We start from the raw sequence: 16827 nt of genomic DNA, 5'->3' as shown, positions 1-16827 counted from the left end.
AATCCTTATCAGGGCGCCGCTGTGGTGACGGTCACCGGGATACCGTTGAGCGCCCCGTTGCCCGACGGTTCGTCCAGGAAGGTCGGCGGCGACAGGATATTGGTGTTCACCCCGGGTGAATGATTGGCCACGCCCAGCCGGGTACCTGGCAGACCGTGTCCCCAGCCGTGCGGCATGGACACCACGCCGGCCCGGATGGCGTCGGACACCTCCAGGCGCACCTGCACCGCGCCGGCCTCGGACGCCACCTGAACCACCTCGCCGTCGGTGACGCCGTGGCGCTCGGCGTCGGTGGGGTGCATCAGCAGGGTGCAGCGGTCGCGACCCTTCATCAGCGGTCCGACGTTGTGCAGCCAGGAATTGTTGGAGCGCAGGTGCCGACGGCTCACCAGCACCAGGTCGTCGGGGCTACGTTCCAACCGGGCGGCCAGTCGGGGCAGGTCGTCGAGTAGATATTGCGGCGCCAGGCGGACTTTCGCGTCGGCGGTCCCCAGTACACCGGGCAGCCGCGGCTGCATCGGTCCGAAGTTGATGCCGTTGGGGTGCTCCTTGAGCTTGGCCAAGGTCAGCCCGTCGGCGTTCTCGCCGTAGCGGTCGCCGAACGGCCCGGTGCGCAGCGTCAGGTCGAGCACGCGTTCGGGCCCACCGTGCGGATAGTGCTTGCGCACCTCGGCGCCGTCGAGACCCCGGGTGAACACCAGGTAGTCGAAGAATCCGTCGTCGATGGCGGCGACGTCGACGTCCTCGGCAGGGGTGCCGGTGCACAGGCCGGTCAGCCGGATCAGGATCTCCCATTCCTCGGGCCGGTCCGGGTCGTCGGGGGCGAAGACGGGCGCGGAGTAGTTGGCGATGCTGTTGACCGCGAACTGCAGGATCAGGTCGTCGTGGTGCGGCTGCTCCAACGGGGACAGTCCGGGCAGAATGACATCGGCATGTCGGGTGGTCTCGTTGAGCCACAGATCCACCGCGATCATCGCGTCGAGGCCGGGCAGCGCCTCGTCGAGCCGGTGCCCGCCCGGGGTGGACAGCACCGGGTTGCCTGCCACCGTGATCAGCGCCCGGATCTGGCCCTGGCCCGGGGTGGCGATCTCCTCGGCCAGACACGACACCGGTACCTGGCCGAGCACCTCCTTGGCGCCGCGCACCCGGGTACGAAAGCGGCCGAATTCCGGTGCGCCGTCCTCCAACCCGGGTAGCGGCTGGGTGGTGATCGACCATGCCGCCGGCTGCGGGAACATCAGCCCGCCGCGGCTGTCGAAATGTCCGGTGAGGATGTTCACGATGTCGACGAGCCAGCTCGCAAGACTACCGAACTCCTGATTGCACAACCCGATTCGTCCGTACACCACCGCCCGTTCGGTTCCGGCGATCTCGCGGGCCAGCTCCCGGATGCGGTCGGCACCGATGCCGGTGACAGCCGTGACCGATTCGGGCGCCCAGTCGGTGGCGACCGCCCGCAGCTGCTCCAGTCCATCGATATGCGGCGCCACGGTGCCCAGGCTCACCAGATCCTCGTCGAACAGCGTGTGCACGACGGCCAGGAGTAACGCCGCATCGGTGCCGGGCGTGATGGCCAACCATTCGTCGGCGCGAGCGGCGGTCTGCGTGCGGACCGGGTCGATCACGATCACCCTTCCGCGCTCCCGGATGCCGTCGATCAATCCCATCACGTCCGGGGCGGCCAACAAGGATCCTTGCGACGCCGCCGGATTGGCACCCATGACGATGAACAGGTCGGTGTGCTGGATGTCCGGCACCGGCACCGACCACCAGCCGCCGTACATCAGATGGCTGGTGAGGTTCTTCGGCCATTGATCGACCGTGCCCGGGGAGTAGGTCACCGGGATCCCGGACATGCCCAGCAGGATGCCGGCGTAGCGGGACAGCGAGAACGAGTGCGCCAGTGGGTTACCGGTGTAGGCGGTGACGGCGCCGATACCGTGCTCGGCGATGACGGGTGCGAGCAGTTCGGTGCAGCGCCGGAATGCCTCGTCCCAGCTGACCTCCCGCCACTGTCCGGCCACCTTGATCATCGGATGACGGATGCGATCGGGGTCTTCGTGCACCGACCCGAGGGTGGCGCCCTTGGGGCAGATGTGGCCGTGGCTCCAGGTGTCGTCGGGGTTGCCGCGGATGCCGGCGACCTTGCCGCCGGTGACCTGAATATCCAGCCCGCACATGGCCTCACACAGCGGACAGGTGTAGAGGTGATGGCCGTCGGCCCCGACCGGGGCCAGCTCGAGGTTCATGGGAGATCTCCTCCTGACCAGTTTGTTGTGACAGACTGTATCGACAAACCCGGAATGGGAGGTCAGAATCGACGACACCGGAACACGGCACCGCCGACAGGGTTCGCGCCGCGATCCCGCGATCGACGCCGCCGTCCTGTCGACGACCCGGGATCTGCTGGTGCAGCGTGGCTACGCCGCGACCACCATCGACCTGATCGCCGCACGGGCCGGGGTCAGCCGGCCCGCGGTGTACCGGCGCTGGCGATCGAAGGCCGCGTTGGTGCACGAGGCGGTGTTCCCCGACCTCGGCCCCGAGACGCCGGCCGACGACTTCCGGGCCGAGATCACCCGACTGTGCCGCGGTGCCGTCCGCATGTACGGTGACCCCGTTGTCCGAGAGACGATTCCGGGTCTGCTGGCAGATCTGCGTGGTGATCGGGAGATGCGCAAGGTGATCAGCGATCGACTGGAGGCCACGGCGCGCCAGGACCTGACGAGCCGGGTCGCCGACGCGGCCGCCGCCGGGACGGCACGCGCCGTCGACGCCGACACCCTGATGGACGTCATCGCCGGCGGCGCCTGGTACGCCGTCTGTGTCCGACACAGCACCGATGTCGAGCAGGTCAGCACCGCGCTCACCGATCTGGTGCTCAACGGTGTGCTGCGCCGTTAGTGCACGTGCCCGACGACCCCCCGGTACACCTGCTGCAATTCGGGATAGATCCATTCCGGCCCACCGGTGGTGAACAACATGGTGGCCGCGGGCTCGCCGTTGGTGGCGGCCACCAGACCGCGCAACTGGTGATACAGATTCGTGGTGGCCACGGTCGCCGACTGGCTGGCGACGTCATAGTGAGTGGCGCTGAGGCCGGGTGCCGGTGCACCGCCCCGGATGTCGCCCGGCCCGTCCTTGGCCATGTTCAGATGGCATTCCGTAAAGGGCGGCGGCGGGCCCGCAGGCGGGCAGCCCTCCAGCGGAAACTCCTGGGAGAAGTCCATATTGAAGAAGCCGGTGTGCAGGTCCGGTGGGAAGTCCATCGGGTTGCAGGCCGGGAAGATGGGCGGCGCGATGCGGTAGGCGTCACCGGTGGCGGCGGCGAACTCCACCCAGTTGGTATGTGAATAAAAATCCTGCTGGGTGTGCAGCAGCGCGCCGAAGGCCGCGCGGGCTGCCGGTCCATCCACCAGGTTGCCGCCGGTGAGTACCGACCCACTCAGCAGCACCGGCGAGAACACATCCCAGGCGGTTCGCGCCTTGGCGCAGATGTCGAACGGGTTGGCCGAATTGTCCAGGTGGCGCCACTCCTCGGTGGCGAACGCGTCACTGCCCACCACGCCGCCACCGGGTGGCGGGCCCACCAGAATCTGGAACATCGCATCTTCGGTGACCTGATCGGCAGGTAACGCGGCGCGGGTGATCGCCTCATGGTTCAGCACGTAGAACGCCTGGGCCGGCGCGGCGAATCCGACGGACGCGGCCACTGCCGCAACGGCGACGGCACAGGCCGACAGGGCTTTTCGGACTTGAACCATGGTGACCTCCGGGTTGTGGTGGATGGCTGTGCTAGTTGAAGTCCAGGGCCTCGACCGCCCCGACAGCGCCTTCGTGGGTCGGCCGGTCGGCACCGCCGATGGCGTACACGGTGTTCCCGACCACGGCGACCACCTCTCCGTGCCGGGCGGTGGGTATCTGCGGTAACGCCATCCACTTGCCCGGGGCGATGTCGTACATCTCGGCCGCGGTGAGGACCCGGGTCGGCTCCTCGCCTCCGATCGCGACGATGCGGCCGTCGATGAACGCCGCACCGTAGCTGCCACGCGGAGTGGGCATCTCGACCAATGTGGTCCATTCGCCCGACGCCGGATCGAACCGTTCGAACGCCGCGGAGTTCTTGTCGGCAGACAGGAAGCGGCCACCGACGGTGTACAGATACTGCCCGTCCGACACCGCCGCGAGGTGTTCTCGCGGGGTCGGCAGGTCCGCGGCAACCGTCCACGACTGCCCGTCGAAGATCTCGGTCTGCGGCACGAGCTGTTTCTCGTTCTGCCCACCGACGACGATGAGCTTGTCACCGACAACCGTTGCAGCAGCGGCGGTCCGGGCGTGGTTGAGGCTGGGCAGTTCGACCCAGCTGTTGCCGCGCAACGCGTATACCTTGTCCGATCCCTGGGCAAGCTCGTCGGTGGAGCCGCCGATGACCACGACCTCACCGCGATAGGTGGCCGCGGTGGCGTGGTGTAGCGGAATCGGCAGCGGCGGCTGCGGTTGCCACGAACCGGTCTGCGGGTCGAAACTCTGCACCGTCTGCAGGGTTTCGCCATGCGTCATACCGCCGGCGATCCAGATCTTGTCGTCCAGCACGGTCCACGCCATCATCAGCCGGGCACTGGGCGCATCCGGCAGCGACCGCCAAGCCGACGCCGGCTGCAGCGTACGGGGCAGCAGCTTCAACGTCTCGGCAGTCGAGGTGACCTGGGTGTCATCGCCGCGGGTGCCGCCGATGACGTACACCGACCGGTCGACGGCGGCGAGCGCCATACCGTGTCGCGGGGTGCTCATCTCCGGTAGCTCGGACCACGAGCTCGTTGCGATATCCAGCACGGCAACGGTTTTGAGCGTCTGGCCACCGGACACACCACCAGCCGCGACCAGCCTGGCATCTGCCATGGCCACACCCAGATCACTTCGTGGCTGAGGCATGGCGGGTAGCGTCGCCCAGGAGTCCGCGGCCGGGTCGTAGGCTTCGACCGTGGCCAGGTCGGCGTTTCCGTCGTTACCGCCCACCGTGTATATCCGCTTGCCGTCCGAGGCCGCACCCAGCAGCTGGCGCGGTGTCGGCAGGTCCTCCCCCAGCGACCATGCGGTGCCGTCGAACACCTCGGTGGTCTCGAGCATCCGGCCGTCGGCGTCGACACCGCCGGTCACGACCAACCGGTCCCCGACCACCGCGGCGGCGCCCGCGGCGCGGGGCTGCGCCAGCGGCGGCAGTGCAACCCAGCGCCCGTTGATGACGCGCCACACCTGGTCGGTGGCGACCTTGGTGTTGCTGCCCTCGGCTCGCCACCCACCCAGCACCACCGGATTTCCCTGCCAGGTGACCGACATGGCGTGCTGCACCGGCACCGGCAGGTCGTCGCCGCCCTTCCAGTTGTCGATCGCCGGGTCATATCCCTCGTGCCGGCCGCTGACCTGACCGTCGGCGCCGACACCCCCGAAGATCCAGATGGTGCCATCGGCCTCGGTCGTCGCCGCGGCCTGGCGGGCAACGCGGGCATTCGTGATCGGTGCCCAACCGGCCTGGGTTTCGGCGGTTGTCGGCCTGCTCGCACTCGCCGTCGCCGGCTCATCCCCACCGTCGCGCGATGTCAGCACGAGAATCCCGCCGAGCACCAGCAGGACCGCGGCGGCGGCCGCGCCGATGATCAGCAGGGTCTTGCGGTTGTCCCGTTTCGGGGGCGCAGGCGGGCCCGAGTGCTGTTGGCCGGACCATGGCATGTGCGCCAGGTTCATGGCGTGTGGTGTGGGGGCGTCCGGTGCACTCACCGGCCCCGAGCGTCCGCCGGAGTGATTGCCCGGCAACGGTAGTCGCACCGCCTCGGCGGCCACCGTGTGCTCCTGCTCACCGGCGGCCTCACTGATCGCCATGGTGTCGGGAACCAACCCGTTGCGGCGCTGCGCGGCCTGCAGATCGTGACCCAACTCGGCCGCCGAGGCCTGCCGGCCCGCGGGATCGATCGACATCGCCTTCTCGATGACCGCGCACAGGTCGGCCGGAATCCCGCCGGGCCGCATGTCGGGCACCGGTGTCGACCCGATCCGCAGGTAATGCGCGACGAGTTCCTCGCCGGATCTGCGCTCGTGCGCCGCGGCACCGGCGATGAGCGCATACAGCGTCGCGCCCAGCGAGTAGACATCGGAGACGACCGTCGGCGGGTTGCCGCTGAGCACCTCGGGCGCGGTGAACGCAATGGTGCCGGTGAAGAAGCCGGTCCGTGTTTCGAACCCGCCGGCCACGCGGGCGATTCCGAAGTCGCTCAGCTGCGGTTCACCGTAATCGTTGAGCAGCACGTTGGCCGGTTTGATATCGCGGTGCAGGGTGCCCGCCCGGTGCGCCGTCTCCAGCGCGCCGCACAGTTTCACACCCATCTTCAGGGCCTCGGGCCAGGCGATGGGGCCGACCTGGCGCAGCCGGTCCTGTAGCGAGCTGGCGGCGTAGTAGGGCATGACGATCAGCGGCCGGTGGCTCTCGGTGACCCCGACCTGCAGGATGTTCACGATGTTCGGATGTCCGGACAGCCTGCCCATCGCGTAGCCCTCGCGCAGGAACCGTTCACGGCTGTCGCCGTCGAGGTCGGAGGCCATCACCTTGACGGCGACATTGCGGGCCAGTGAGGTCTGGTAGCAGCGGTAGACGACGCCGGCGCCGCCCCTGCCCACTTCGACGGCATGCAGGAAGTCCGCTGCTGCCAACTCGTCGGCGATACCGCCCCGTCCTTGGGCCGGTGTGGGCTCGCCCCTGCGCTCTCGGGCCATGCGCAGATACTGCTACAGCTTTGCCAGGATTTCGCTACGTGTTCACGAAGTTTAGCAAATATTTACGTTTCCGCATGTAACTGGTCTGTACGCAAACTTCTCGAACAATATTAGCTGGCTAATAGTCATTTCTTGCATACCGAACGATACATAGCAGGCGCCTTCGAAATCATTTATGGCAAATATTGTTGCAGACATCTGGAGGTAGCGCCTCCGATACCCGTCCACGACGTCGCCGCCGCCTTGGCCGGCAACCAGGCAAACGTTGGGTATACGTTGTCGCGCCGGGATCACACGGGCTGCACGCACCGACTAGCCTTCGGCATATGAGCGCAGGTCTGTTCGGACTCCTCGACGATGTCGCCGCCCTGGCACGCCTGGCGGCCGCGTCGGTCGACGATATCGGCGCCGCGGCCGGCAAGGCGACGGCGAAGGCCGCCGGTGTCGTCATCGACGACACCGCGGTGACCCCGCAGTACGTCCAGGGCATCAGCGCGTCCCGCGAGTTGCCGATGATCAAACGCATCGCGATCGGCTCGCTGCGCAACAAGCTGGTCTTCATCCTGCCCGCCGCGCTGCTGCTCAGCATCTTCGCGCCGTGGGCGCTGCCGTACCTGCTGATGGCGGGTGCGACCTTCCTGTGTTTCGAGGGCGCCGAGAAGGTATGGGGCTGGATCTCCGGGAAGGATGCCCACGCCGCACCCGCCGCCGTCGAGGGTGAGGACGCGGAGAAGACGATGACGGCAGGCGCCATCCGCACCGATTTCATCCTGTCCGCCGAGATCATGGTCATCGCCCTCAACGAGGTGGCCGAGCAGACGTTCTGGATGCGGCTGGCCAGCCTGATCGTGGTGGCCATCGTGATCACCGCGGCGGTGTACGGCGTGGTCGCGCTGATCGTGAAGATGGACGACGCCGGACTGGCGCTGGCGCAACGGAGTTCGGCCTTCGCGCAGAAGGTGGGCCGCGGCCTGGTTGCCGCCATGCCCAAGGTGCTGTCGTCGTTGTCGATCATCGGCACGGTGGCGATGCTCTGGGTCGGCGGCCACATCCTGCTGGCGCAGAGTTACGAGGCGGGGCTGCGTCCGCCGTATGACCTGGTGCACGACGCCGAGCACTGGGTGTCGCACGCAGTGGGCTTCGCCGAGGGCGGCGTCGCCTGGTTGGTCAACACCGGCATCTCGGCGATCGTGGGTCTGGTGATCGGCGCCGTCGTCGCGACCATCGTGCACTTCCTGCCGTTGGGCAAGAAGAAAGCCGCCGCGCACTGAATCTCGTCGACTCTGTGCCGAGGGCGCACCCTTCTCGCACTTTGTCGCCGTGGACGCAGCGTCAAACGCATCCCGAAACCACAACCAGGCCGGCCCCCGAGGGGACCGGCCTGGATTGCGGGCTGCAGATTAGAACAGGTCCGAGTTGGCGACCTTGGTCCACGCGGCGACGAAGTCCTTGACGAACTTCTCCTTCGCGTCGTCCTCGGCGTACACCTCGGCAAGCGCGCGCAGCTGGGAGTTCGACCCGAACAGCAGGTCGACCCGGCTGGCGGTGTACTTCTCGGCACCGGTGGCGCGGTCGGTGCCGACATAGGTGCCGTCGTCAGCCGATGACGGTCCCCACTTGGTGCCCATGTCGAGCAGGTTGACGAAGAAGTCGTTCGTCAACGCACCCGGGTTGTCGGTGAACACACCGAGCTTGGTGCCGCCGTAGTTGGTGTCCAGGACCCGCAGCCCACCGATCAACACGGTCAGCTCGGGGCCGGACAGACCGAGCAGGTTCGCCCGATCGATGACCTGGTACTCGGCCGGCAACGACAGACCCTTGCCGACATAGTTGCGGAAACCGTCGGCCTTGGGCTCCAGGTAACCGAACGACTCGACATCGGTCTGATCCTGGGTGGCATCACCACGGCCCGAGGTGAACGGCACCTCGACATCGAATCCGGCAGCCTTGATGGCCTTTTCGAGGCCCACGACGCCGCCGAGCACGACCAGGTCGGCAAAGGACACCGCGACGCCGGCCGAGGCCTGGATCTCCTCGAGCTTGCTGATCACCTGGGTCAGCTCGTCGGTTTCGTTGGCCTCCCAGCCGATCTGCGGCTGCAGACGGATCCGGCCGCCGTTGGCACCACCACGCAGGTCGCTGCCGCGGTAGGACGAGGCCGCCTTCCACGCGGTCGAGACCAGCTGCGAGACCGATAGACCCGAATCCGCGATGGCGGCCTTGAGTGTGGCGACATCGGCATCGCTGACCGGGGTACCGGCCGGGATGATGTCCTGCCACAGCCAGGTCTCCTGGGGAACCAGGGGACCGAGGTAACGCGCCACCGGACCGAGGTCACGGTGCAGCAGCTTGAACCAGGCCTTGGCGAACTCCTGAGCCAGCTCCTCCGGGTGGTCCAGCCAGCGCCGGGTGATCTTCTCGAAGCCCGGGTCGACCCGCATGGTGAGGTCGGTGGTCAGCATGCCGGGAGCGCGTTTGCCGGTGCCCTGGGCCTCCGGAACCGAGTTGGCCCAGCCGCCGTCCTTGGGCGTCCACTGGTTGGCACCCGCGGGGCTCTTGGTGAGCTCCCACTCGTTGCCGTAGAGGATCTCCAGGAAGCTGTTGTCCCACTTGGTCGGGGTGTGGGTCCAGGTGACCTCGAGTCCCGAGCTGACGGTGTCATTGCCGACACCCGAATTGGCCCAGCCGAAGCCCTGCTGCTCCAGTCCGGCGGCCTCGGGCTCGACGCCGTTCTCCACCGTCGTGGCGCCATGGGTCTTGCCGAAGGTGTGGCCGCCGATGATCAGCGCCGCGGTCTCGACATCGTTCATCGCCATCCGGCCGAAGGTCTCGCGGATATCGGTGGCTGCCGCCAGCGGATCCGGATTGCCTTCCGGGCCTTCGGGGTTCACGTAGATGAGACCCATGTGGCTGGCGCCCAGCGGGTTCTCCAGCTTGGTGCGGTCGCCGTTGGCGCTCGCGTAACGCTCCTGGCTGCCCAGCCACTCGTGCTCGGCGCCCCAGTAGACGTCCTCCTCGGGCTCCCAGTAGTCGGGCCGACCGAAAGCGAAACCGGCAGTCTTGAAGCCCATGTGCTCCAGCGCGCGGTTACCTGCGTAGACCAGCAGATCCGACCACGAAAGTTGCTTGCCGTACTTCTTCTTGACCGGCCAGAGCAGGCGACGGGCCTTGTCGAGGCTGACGTTGTCGGGCCAGCTGTTCAGCGGCGCGAAACGCTGCATGCCCTTGCCGCCGCCGCCGCGGCCGTCGACCACCCGGTAGGTGCCGGCGGCATGCCACGTCATGCGGATGAAGAACGGGCCGTAGTGACCGAAGTCGGCCGGCCACCAGTCCTGCGAGTCGGTCATCACGGCATCGACATCGGCGGCCAGCGCATCGACGTCGAGGCTCTTGACTGCTTCCCGGTAGTCGAAGCCCGGATGCGGGTTGATGACCTCGGGATCCTTCTGCAGAATCTTCAGGTTGACCGCGTTGGGCCACCAGTCACGGTTGCTGCCGCCCTCCACGGGCGGCTTGATCAGCATCGGGCACTGAGCCTCTGTGGGCTCGGTCTGCGCCTCGCCGATCGGGGGGCTTGTCTCAGGCACTGGGTAGATCCTTTCCGGGGCTGTCGGACTGGTTACTGCGAAATACTCTGCTGGGCAATGCAATCGGGGCACAGGCCCCAATAGATGACCTCGGCTTCGTCGATGGCGAACCCGAGATCGTCGGAAGCGGTCAGGCAGGGAGCCTCCCCGACCGCACAGTCGACGTCGGCGATGACCCCACACGATCGGCATACGACGTGGTGGTGGTTGTCCCCGATCCTCGACTCGTAGCGAGCCACCGAGCCGGATGGCTGGATACGACGCACCAGGCCGGCTGCCGTCAACGCGTTGAGCGAGTCGTAGACGGTCTGATGCGATACATCCGGCAGTTCGGCACGCACGGCGCGGATCACCGAATCGGTATCGGTGTGCGGATGCCGGTGGACGGCGCCGAGCACCGCCACCCGTGGACGCGTCACACGTAGTGATGCGCCCCGCAGCATCTGCTGAAATTCCTCTGCAGTCGCCACAAACCGAGTCTGTCCCGTTTTCTGGAATTAGTCAAGATAAAGATCGGGGTGGTTTTGATGGACAGTCCGACGGCCCCGGTGCCCCACGGCGGCATCAACATAGGGTTGACCCATGCCCGCTCTGCGACGCGCGTCGCGCGCCTGTCTACTGTTCGTCCTCGCCGTCATCCTCACCGTGCCCGGGCTCGCGCATGCCAACGCGCCGAACTGGTCGGGCCTGGACGCCCGCTTCTTCGCCGGCCCTATCCCGGCCGCCGGCACCCTGATCCAGACTGTGCCGCTCGCGCCCGAACTCTCACTCACCGGTGCGGGCGCGGCCTACCGGATTCTGTACGCCACCACGAATCAGCACGATGCCCCGGCCGTCAGCACCGCGGCGGTGTTCGTTCCGCACGCACCGGCCCCGCCGGGGGGCTATCCGGTGATCGCATGGGCGCACGGCACCGTCGGCCTCGGCGATGACTGCACACCCTCGGCACTGCCCCGTACCCCGCGCGACAACGAGTACCTCACCCACTGGCTCGACCAGGGATACGCCGTGGTCGCCAGCGACTACGCCGGACTGGGCACACCCGGGTTGATGAGCTACCTCAACAGTGTCGCCACCGCACACGGCGTGATCGATTCGGTGATCGCGGCCCACCAGATGCCGCTGGCATTGTCACCGCAGTGGGCGATCGTCGGGCAGTCCCAAGGTGGCGGTGCCGCCGTCGCCAGCGCCCGGTGGGCCACCGAGTTCAGCGCGGACAGCGGTCTGGACTACCGCGGGGTGGTCGCGACCGGAACCCCGGCCAATATCCAGAAATTCGTCGCCCAGGCCGGGCCCGATCTGCAACTGCCCGAGCTGGGTCCGGTCGCCAATGCCTACACGGCCTACATCATCGCCGCGCTGCGCGAGGCCCGTCCGGATCTCGACATCAACAGCGTGCTGTCCCCGGCCGGCCTGGATGCCGCCGCGCGGGCCGAGACCGTCTGCGTGCATCCCCTGACCGATGAGCTGGCACACCTGAGCCCGGCGGCGATGTTCAGCCGGCCGCTGCTGTCGATCCCGGGTATCGAGGCGGCCCTCAACGAGTTCATGGGAACCCCGGTCACCGGTTACGACCGACCCATCTTCCTCGGAGTTGGCCTGCTGGACCGTGACGTCCCGCCGGCGTCGACACTGGCCTTCTACGAGCAGCTCGACGCCAACAATCAGGATGTCGAACTGCGGATCTATCCGGAGGAGGACCACAGCGGGACCGTGCTGGCCTCGTTGGTCGACTCGACGCCCTTTCTGCGCAACGCTTTCGGAGGCTAGGCCCCGCCGCTGGTGACGAACCGCGCGTCTACCGTCGCGGCGACCTCGATGTCCTCGGGCACCAGCTCCACATCGGGTGCGCCGCCTGCCGGGGCGGCCGCCGCGCGCAGGAAAGTGCCGCCGTGCCCACCCTCCGGATGCAGTTGCGCGCCGAGCATGCCGGCGTCGGCAATGGCCACCGGGCGCACCGCGCCGAGATCCAGCGCATCGGCGTACTGCTGCGCGCGGGCGGCGGCATCGCGCACCGCACGGGTGCGGGCATCGGCCGCCAACACCTCCCGACGGGCCTCGGTCAGAGCCCAATTGACCTGTGCCACACGAAAGCCCCCGATGCCGGCGATATGCCGTCCGACCCATTGCGACAGCGCGCCGAAATCGCGGAATTTCACCTGCACTCCGACGCTGGCGTGGTGCACCAACGGCAGCCGCTTTCCGTCCGAATTCCACGGACGGTTCGACCACGTGCGCAACTGCTCGGCCGACCACCACGTCACCGGTGCGGGGTCGAGGTCCTGCAACCGGGTGATCGATTCGTGTACCGCGGCGAGGTCCCGAGCCACCCGGTCATACACCGGCCCCATCTCGGGTCCCTCGTAGGCGATGGTCGCGTGCACCGTGCCCCGCTCGGGCGGTAGGAAGGCTGAGAAGGACCCGCGCACCGTGATCTCGGTCGGCATGTCCCCAGCCTAGGTCTCGATGAGAGCGGCCAGACCGTCCAGCACCCGGGCCAGGCCGAAGTCGAAGGCGTGGTCGGCGTCGTAGGCGCTGTTGTGCGTCTGGCCGGCGACGGTGCCGACGCGCACCGCGAGGGGGTAACGGTCGGCGTCGAGTGCTCGGTCCAGCAGCGGCCCCGCCCGCTGCCACCATTGCTCGTCGGTTTCGCCGCTGTCGTCGGCCGCGGCCCGAGCCTCGATGGCGATCCGGGCGACCGCGGTGACGAATCCGAGAACGTGCGTCAGCGCCGCGTCCATGTCCAGGTCACTGAGGCCGAGTCCGTCGAAAGCATGCAATTCATGGTCATACTTCGCGATGAGGCCCGGTCCGAGCGGCGGCCTCGTGGTCGGCAGGTCGGCCACCCAGGGATGCCGCTCCAGCAACGCGCGGTTCTCGACAGCGACGTTGGAAATCCTTGCCCGCCAATCCATATCCCCGTAGCTCTGGCGTGGCATCTGCCGGTAGACGGTATCGAGCATCAGGTCGAGCATTTCGGCCTTGCCGGGCACATAGGTGTAGATGCCCATGGGCGCGACGTTCAGCGCGCCGGCCACCGCGCGGATGGTCAGCGCACCGAGTCCCTGCGCATCGGCGATCGCGATCGCCGCGGTGATGACCTGCTCGACGGTGATCCGCTGCCGAGGTCCCCGTGTCGAGGCCTGGCCGGGCTCACGCCACAGCAGTTCCAGCGTGCGCACGGGATCCCCCGCACTGGTGCGCTGCTTGTCGCCGGACATGTCATCACCTCCATTCCAGGATCCTAAACAGCGCCTGGCAAAGATACCCGTACTATGTACAGTGTACGATGTACATTGTTTCTCACAGGAGGATGCCATGGCAGCGCAGACCGTTCCCCAAGCCGCGAGCTTCACCCCCACCGATGCCGATACCGCGGCGGTGCTCTCGTGGTTCGCACATTTCGACGCGCTGGCCGTGGCCAAGGACGCCGAGGCGATGGCCGATCAGGCGGTTTTCCCGATCAACGAGGTCAGCGATACCAAGGCCGAATCATTCGACCGCGCAAGCTATATCGCGCAGATGACCGAGCAGTTGGCCGGCGACGACGCGGTCGACATGGAATCGGTGCGCACGCCGCATTTCGTCAACGAGAACCTGGTGTTCGTCATCACCGACGCCACCATCACCATGGGCGATTTCAGCCAACAGGTCCGTTACGGCGATCTGCTGATGAAGGTCGATGGCGCGTGGAAGTTCCAGACCATGGTCCAGGGCGGCTGGGGCGACTTCTGATGCGGTGACACGAGAACGGGCCGGTTCGACCGTAGTGGTCGAACCGGCCCGCCGGAGCGGTCAGAACTTCGGGCTTATCGGCACGGTGATAATGGCGAAGTTGCTGCTGTAGCCGTTGGAGACGGTCACCGTGAAGACATCCGAGAGCGGATCGCCGGCCAGATCGGCCAGATACGATGCTCTGCGCGCTGCAGACGTCGGCTGGTAGGTGAAGGTTCCGTTCGAGTTCATCACGACGGTGCCACTGAGCGCACCCGTGGTGACGGAGTACGTCAGGGGGAGCCCACCCGGATCCGTCGAAGAAACCGAACTGGTCACAAGACCACTGCTGTTGTTGACAGATTGCGCTCCCTTCGAGGGCGCGCTCGGCGGTGCCGGATTCGGCGCGATCGGCACCGTGATCGTCGCAATGCTGCTGGTCCCTGCCGCGTTGACCGCGACCACCGTGAACACATCCGGAGTGGTGACACCCGTGCTGGCCAGCGTCCGTGCGGCAGCCGACGGCGTGTAGGTGTACACACCGGTCTGTTCGTTGAAGTTCAACGTGCCGCCCAGTGTCGACGTGATCACGTCATAGGTGACACCCTCTCCCAGCGGATCGCTGGCCGACACGCTACCGGTGACCACACCGCTCACCGGGTTGGTGGTCTGTGCCCCACCCACCGGAGTACCCGGCTTGGCATTGGCCGCGGTGATCGGCACGGTGATGATGGCCGGCGCACTGGTGAACGTGCCATTAGTGGCGACCACGGTGAACACATCGGAGACATTTCCACCGATACTCGCCAGCGCCATCGACAACGCCGAGGGTTGATACGTGTACGTGCCCGTGCTGCTGTTGAAGGTCAGCTGCCCGCCCAATGTCGACGTGATCACCGTATACGTCAGACCCTGCCCTGCCGGATCGGTGGACCCGACCTGCCCGGTCACCAAACCCGTTGTGGTGTTGGTGCTCTGCGAGATCGACGTCGGCGCACCGGGCGTCGCGTTACCGGCGGTGATCGGCACCGTGATGATCGCCGGCAGGCTGGTGCCCGAACTGCTGTTCGCGACGACGGTGAAGAAGTCCGGCGGCGCCAACCCCAAGCTCGCCAACGCCATCGACAACGCCGATGGCTGATACGTGTACTCACCCGTCGCGCTGTTGAACGTCAGATCGCCACCGAGAGTCGAGGTGATCACCGTGTAGGTGATCGTCTGGCCGGGCGACCCGGTCGATCCCACCTGGCCGGTGACCAACCCCGTTGTGGTGTTGGTGCTCTGCGAGATCGACGTCGGCGCACCGGGAATCGCGATGGTCGCCGCGCTGATCGGCACGGTGTACAGCGCGTAGTTGGAAGCGATGCCGTTGGACACCGTCACGGTGAACACATCACTGATCGGCGCCACGATCGCCGCCAACCGGGCGGCCTCCGACGGGGTGTAGGTGAAGGTGCCGTTGCTGTTGACCGTCACATCACCCAGCAGCGGGTCGATGGTGATCTTGTAGGTGAGCGCCTGACCCGAGGGGTTGTTGGCATTCAGGACACCGGTGACCGCCCCAGTCTCCGGATCGGGCTCGCCGGTCGTGATGCCGGCGCCGGTCGGCGGCGCGACACCCCACTCGGTCTGCAGTTGGCGGAACCAGGTCCACGCGGCGGCCAGGCCCAGATCCAGCGGCGGCAGCGGCGAATTGGTGTTGACACCGAACAGGTTCAGGAACCCGCCGACGAACTTGAGCACCGGAATCGAGATGGCCTTCGGGATGGGCGCCGGGGTGGGCTCATCGGCCGTGGTCAGATTCGACGCCGTCGTCATGGCGGCCGTCTTGGCCGACATCGCCGTCTGGGTCGGTGTCACATCGGGTTCCGCGGGAGCCGGGGTCTCGATACCCGATGACTCGGCGGTCTCGTCGACAACCGTTGCCACGGAGAGGCTCTGGGTGGTCACCGCAGTGACGGCCTGCTTCTTCGTCGTGGTGGACTTGGTGCCGCGGGTCTCGGTCTCGTCGGACTGTCCGAGCGCGGTGCCGCCGCCGTCCCTGTCGTCCTCGTCGTCGAGCTCGGCGTCCTCACCGGCGTCGTCATCATCGCCGATGCTGGTGTCCTCGTCATCAGCATCGTCGTCATCGTCGGACCCATTCGGAGTGCCGATCGAGGTGTCGTCATCGTCGTCATCGGTGCTGCTCGGCGAGGCCGGCCCCGATGTCGGCTTGTCGCCGGAGTCCTGCGCGCCGCCACTGGTCGACGACGACGAGGACTGGCTGCTCGACGAGGCCGCACCGTCATCGGCGTAGGCCACCCCCGTGCCGGTCGTCAGCGCCGCACCGAGACCGAGGGTGACCGCTCCCACCCCCAGCCAGGCATACGGTTCTGGGCGGGTGGGCTTGGTGCGGTGCGTTCCGCGTCCCCCACGCTTTCCGGAACGATTGACCTTGGCGCCTTTTGGCAACCGATGCCCACCTGACATTGAAGTCCCCACTTCGCTCTAGGTTGCGGCTGTCATACTTCGCTGAGACGCGAACCACAGCCAACGGGATATTAACGCCTCCGTCAGGAAATGCACAGATTTGTGTCAGTTTTGCCGAAACTGGATAGCTGCCCGTCAACGCACATAAACCTGCTGTTCAGGTTTAGAGCACCGTTGCTCCATCTGCACATCGACGACAAAACAGACCGCCACCACCCTCGCCATCTCCACAGTGCTTGCGATCGCATTTATTGCATTCGGTGTTTGCTGAATACAATCGCCCGGTGACGCT

Annotated in this window: 12 protein-coding genes; 4 read left to right on the top strand and 8 right to left on the bottom strand. The window is 66.9% G+C overall.

The window, feature by feature from the left end; all coding sequences use genetic code 11:
- Nucleotides 1–8 precede the first annotated feature (8 nt).
- A complete protein-coding gene (locus tag ACLBYA_RS24680; protein ID WP_447712089.1) occupies nucleotides 9–2249 on the bottom strand; it encodes a molybdopterin-dependent oxidoreductase in 2241 nt (746 codons plus the stop codon).
- 67 nt (nucleotides 2250–2316) lie between these two features.
- Between ACLBYA_RS24680 and ACLBYA_RS24675 the strand changes: the two genes are divergently transcribed.
- Nucleotides 2317–2904 (top strand): helix-turn-helix domain-containing protein, encoded by a 588-nt coding sequence (locus tag ACLBYA_RS24675; protein ID WP_447712171.1) that lies wholly within the window; start codon nucleotides 2317–2319, stop codon nucleotides 2902–2904.
- Here ACLBYA_RS24675 and ACLBYA_RS24670 read toward each other — a convergent pair.
- Complete coding sequence (locus tag ACLBYA_RS24670) at nucleotides 2901–3764, bottom strand: hypothetical protein (protein WP_447712088.1); 864 nt, start codon at nucleotides 3762–3764, stop codon at nucleotides 2901–2903. The two genes, ACLBYA_RS24675 and ACLBYA_RS24670, sit on opposite strands and share 4 nt — an antisense overlap.
- A gap of 31 nt (nucleotides 3765–3795) precedes the next feature.
- Nucleotides 3796–6765, bottom strand: a complete 2970-nt coding sequence (locus tag ACLBYA_RS24665; protein WP_447712087.1) for a Kelch repeat-containing protein — start codon at nucleotides 6763–6765, stop codon at nucleotides 3796–3798.
- A gap of 326 nt (nucleotides 6766–7091) precedes the next feature.
- Between ACLBYA_RS24665 and ACLBYA_RS24660 the strand changes: the two genes are divergently transcribed.
- Complete coding sequence (locus ACLBYA_RS24660; RefSeq protein WP_447712086.1) at nucleotides 7092–8036, top strand: DUF808 domain-containing protein; 945 nt, start codon at nucleotides 7092–7094, stop codon at nucleotides 8034–8036.
- 129 nt (nucleotides 8037–8165) lie between these two features.
- Here ACLBYA_RS24660 and katG read toward each other — a convergent pair whose 3' ends face one another.
- Nucleotides 8166–10352, bottom strand: coding sequence for a catalase/peroxidase HPI (gene katG / locus ACLBYA_RS24655; RefSeq protein WP_447712085.1), 2187 nt, complete (start codon nucleotides 10350–10352; stop codon nucleotides 8166–8168).
- 32 nt (nucleotides 10353–10384) lie between these two features.
- Nucleotides 10385–10795 carry a Fur family transcriptional regulator gene (locus ACLBYA_RS24650; protein ID WP_447712170.1) on the bottom strand — a complete coding sequence of 137 codons (411 nt, stop codon included), beginning with the start codon at nucleotides 10793–10795 and terminating at the stop codon, nucleotides 10385–10387.
- Between the two features lie 139 nt (nucleotides 10796–10934).
- On the opposite strand from ACLBYA_RS24650, the gene ACLBYA_RS24645 reads away from it, so the two are divergent.
- The gene (locus ACLBYA_RS24645; protein ID WP_447712084.1) at nucleotides 10935–12122 is read left to right on the top strand and encodes an alpha/beta hydrolase family protein; all 1188 of its coding nucleotides are present in this window, start codon (nucleotides 10935–10937) and stop codon (nucleotides 12120–12122) included.
- Here ACLBYA_RS24645 and ACLBYA_RS24640 read toward each other — a convergent pair.
- A complete protein-coding gene (locus ACLBYA_RS24640; protein ID WP_447712083.1) occupies nucleotides 12119–12799 on the bottom strand; it encodes an SIMPL domain-containing protein in 681 nt (226 codons plus the stop codon). The two genes, ACLBYA_RS24645 and ACLBYA_RS24640, sit on opposite strands and share 4 nt — an antisense overlap.
- A gap of 9 nt (nucleotides 12800–12808) precedes the next feature.
- On the bottom strand, nucleotides 12809–13573 hold the full coding sequence (locus tag ACLBYA_RS24635; protein WP_447712082.1) for a TetR/AcrR family transcriptional regulator C-terminal domain-containing protein: 765 nt from the start codon (nucleotides 13571–13573) through the stop codon (nucleotides 12809–12811).
- A gap of 97 nt (nucleotides 13574–13670) precedes the next feature.
- Between ACLBYA_RS24635 and ACLBYA_RS24630 the strand changes: the two genes are divergently transcribed.
- Nucleotides 13671–14087, top strand: a complete 417-nt coding sequence (locus ACLBYA_RS24630; protein WP_447712081.1) for a nuclear transport factor 2 family protein — start codon at nucleotides 13671–13673, stop codon at nucleotides 14085–14087.
- 60 nt (nucleotides 14088–14147) lie between these two features.
- On the opposite strand, the gene ACLBYA_RS24625 is transcribed toward ACLBYA_RS24630, so the two are convergent.
- Nucleotides 14148–16535 (bottom strand): Ig-like domain-containing protein, encoded by a 2388-nt coding sequence (locus tag ACLBYA_RS24625; RefSeq protein ID WP_447712080.1) that lies wholly within the window; start codon nucleotides 16533–16535, stop codon nucleotides 14148–14150.
- Between the last annotated feature and the right edge of the window lie 292 nt (nucleotides 16536–16827).

The sequence above is a fragment of the Mycobacterium sp. C31M genome, assembly GCF_053345865.1.
Note: the sequence above shows the minus strand (reverse complement) of the source record. Positions and strands in the feature narration are given on the sequence as shown.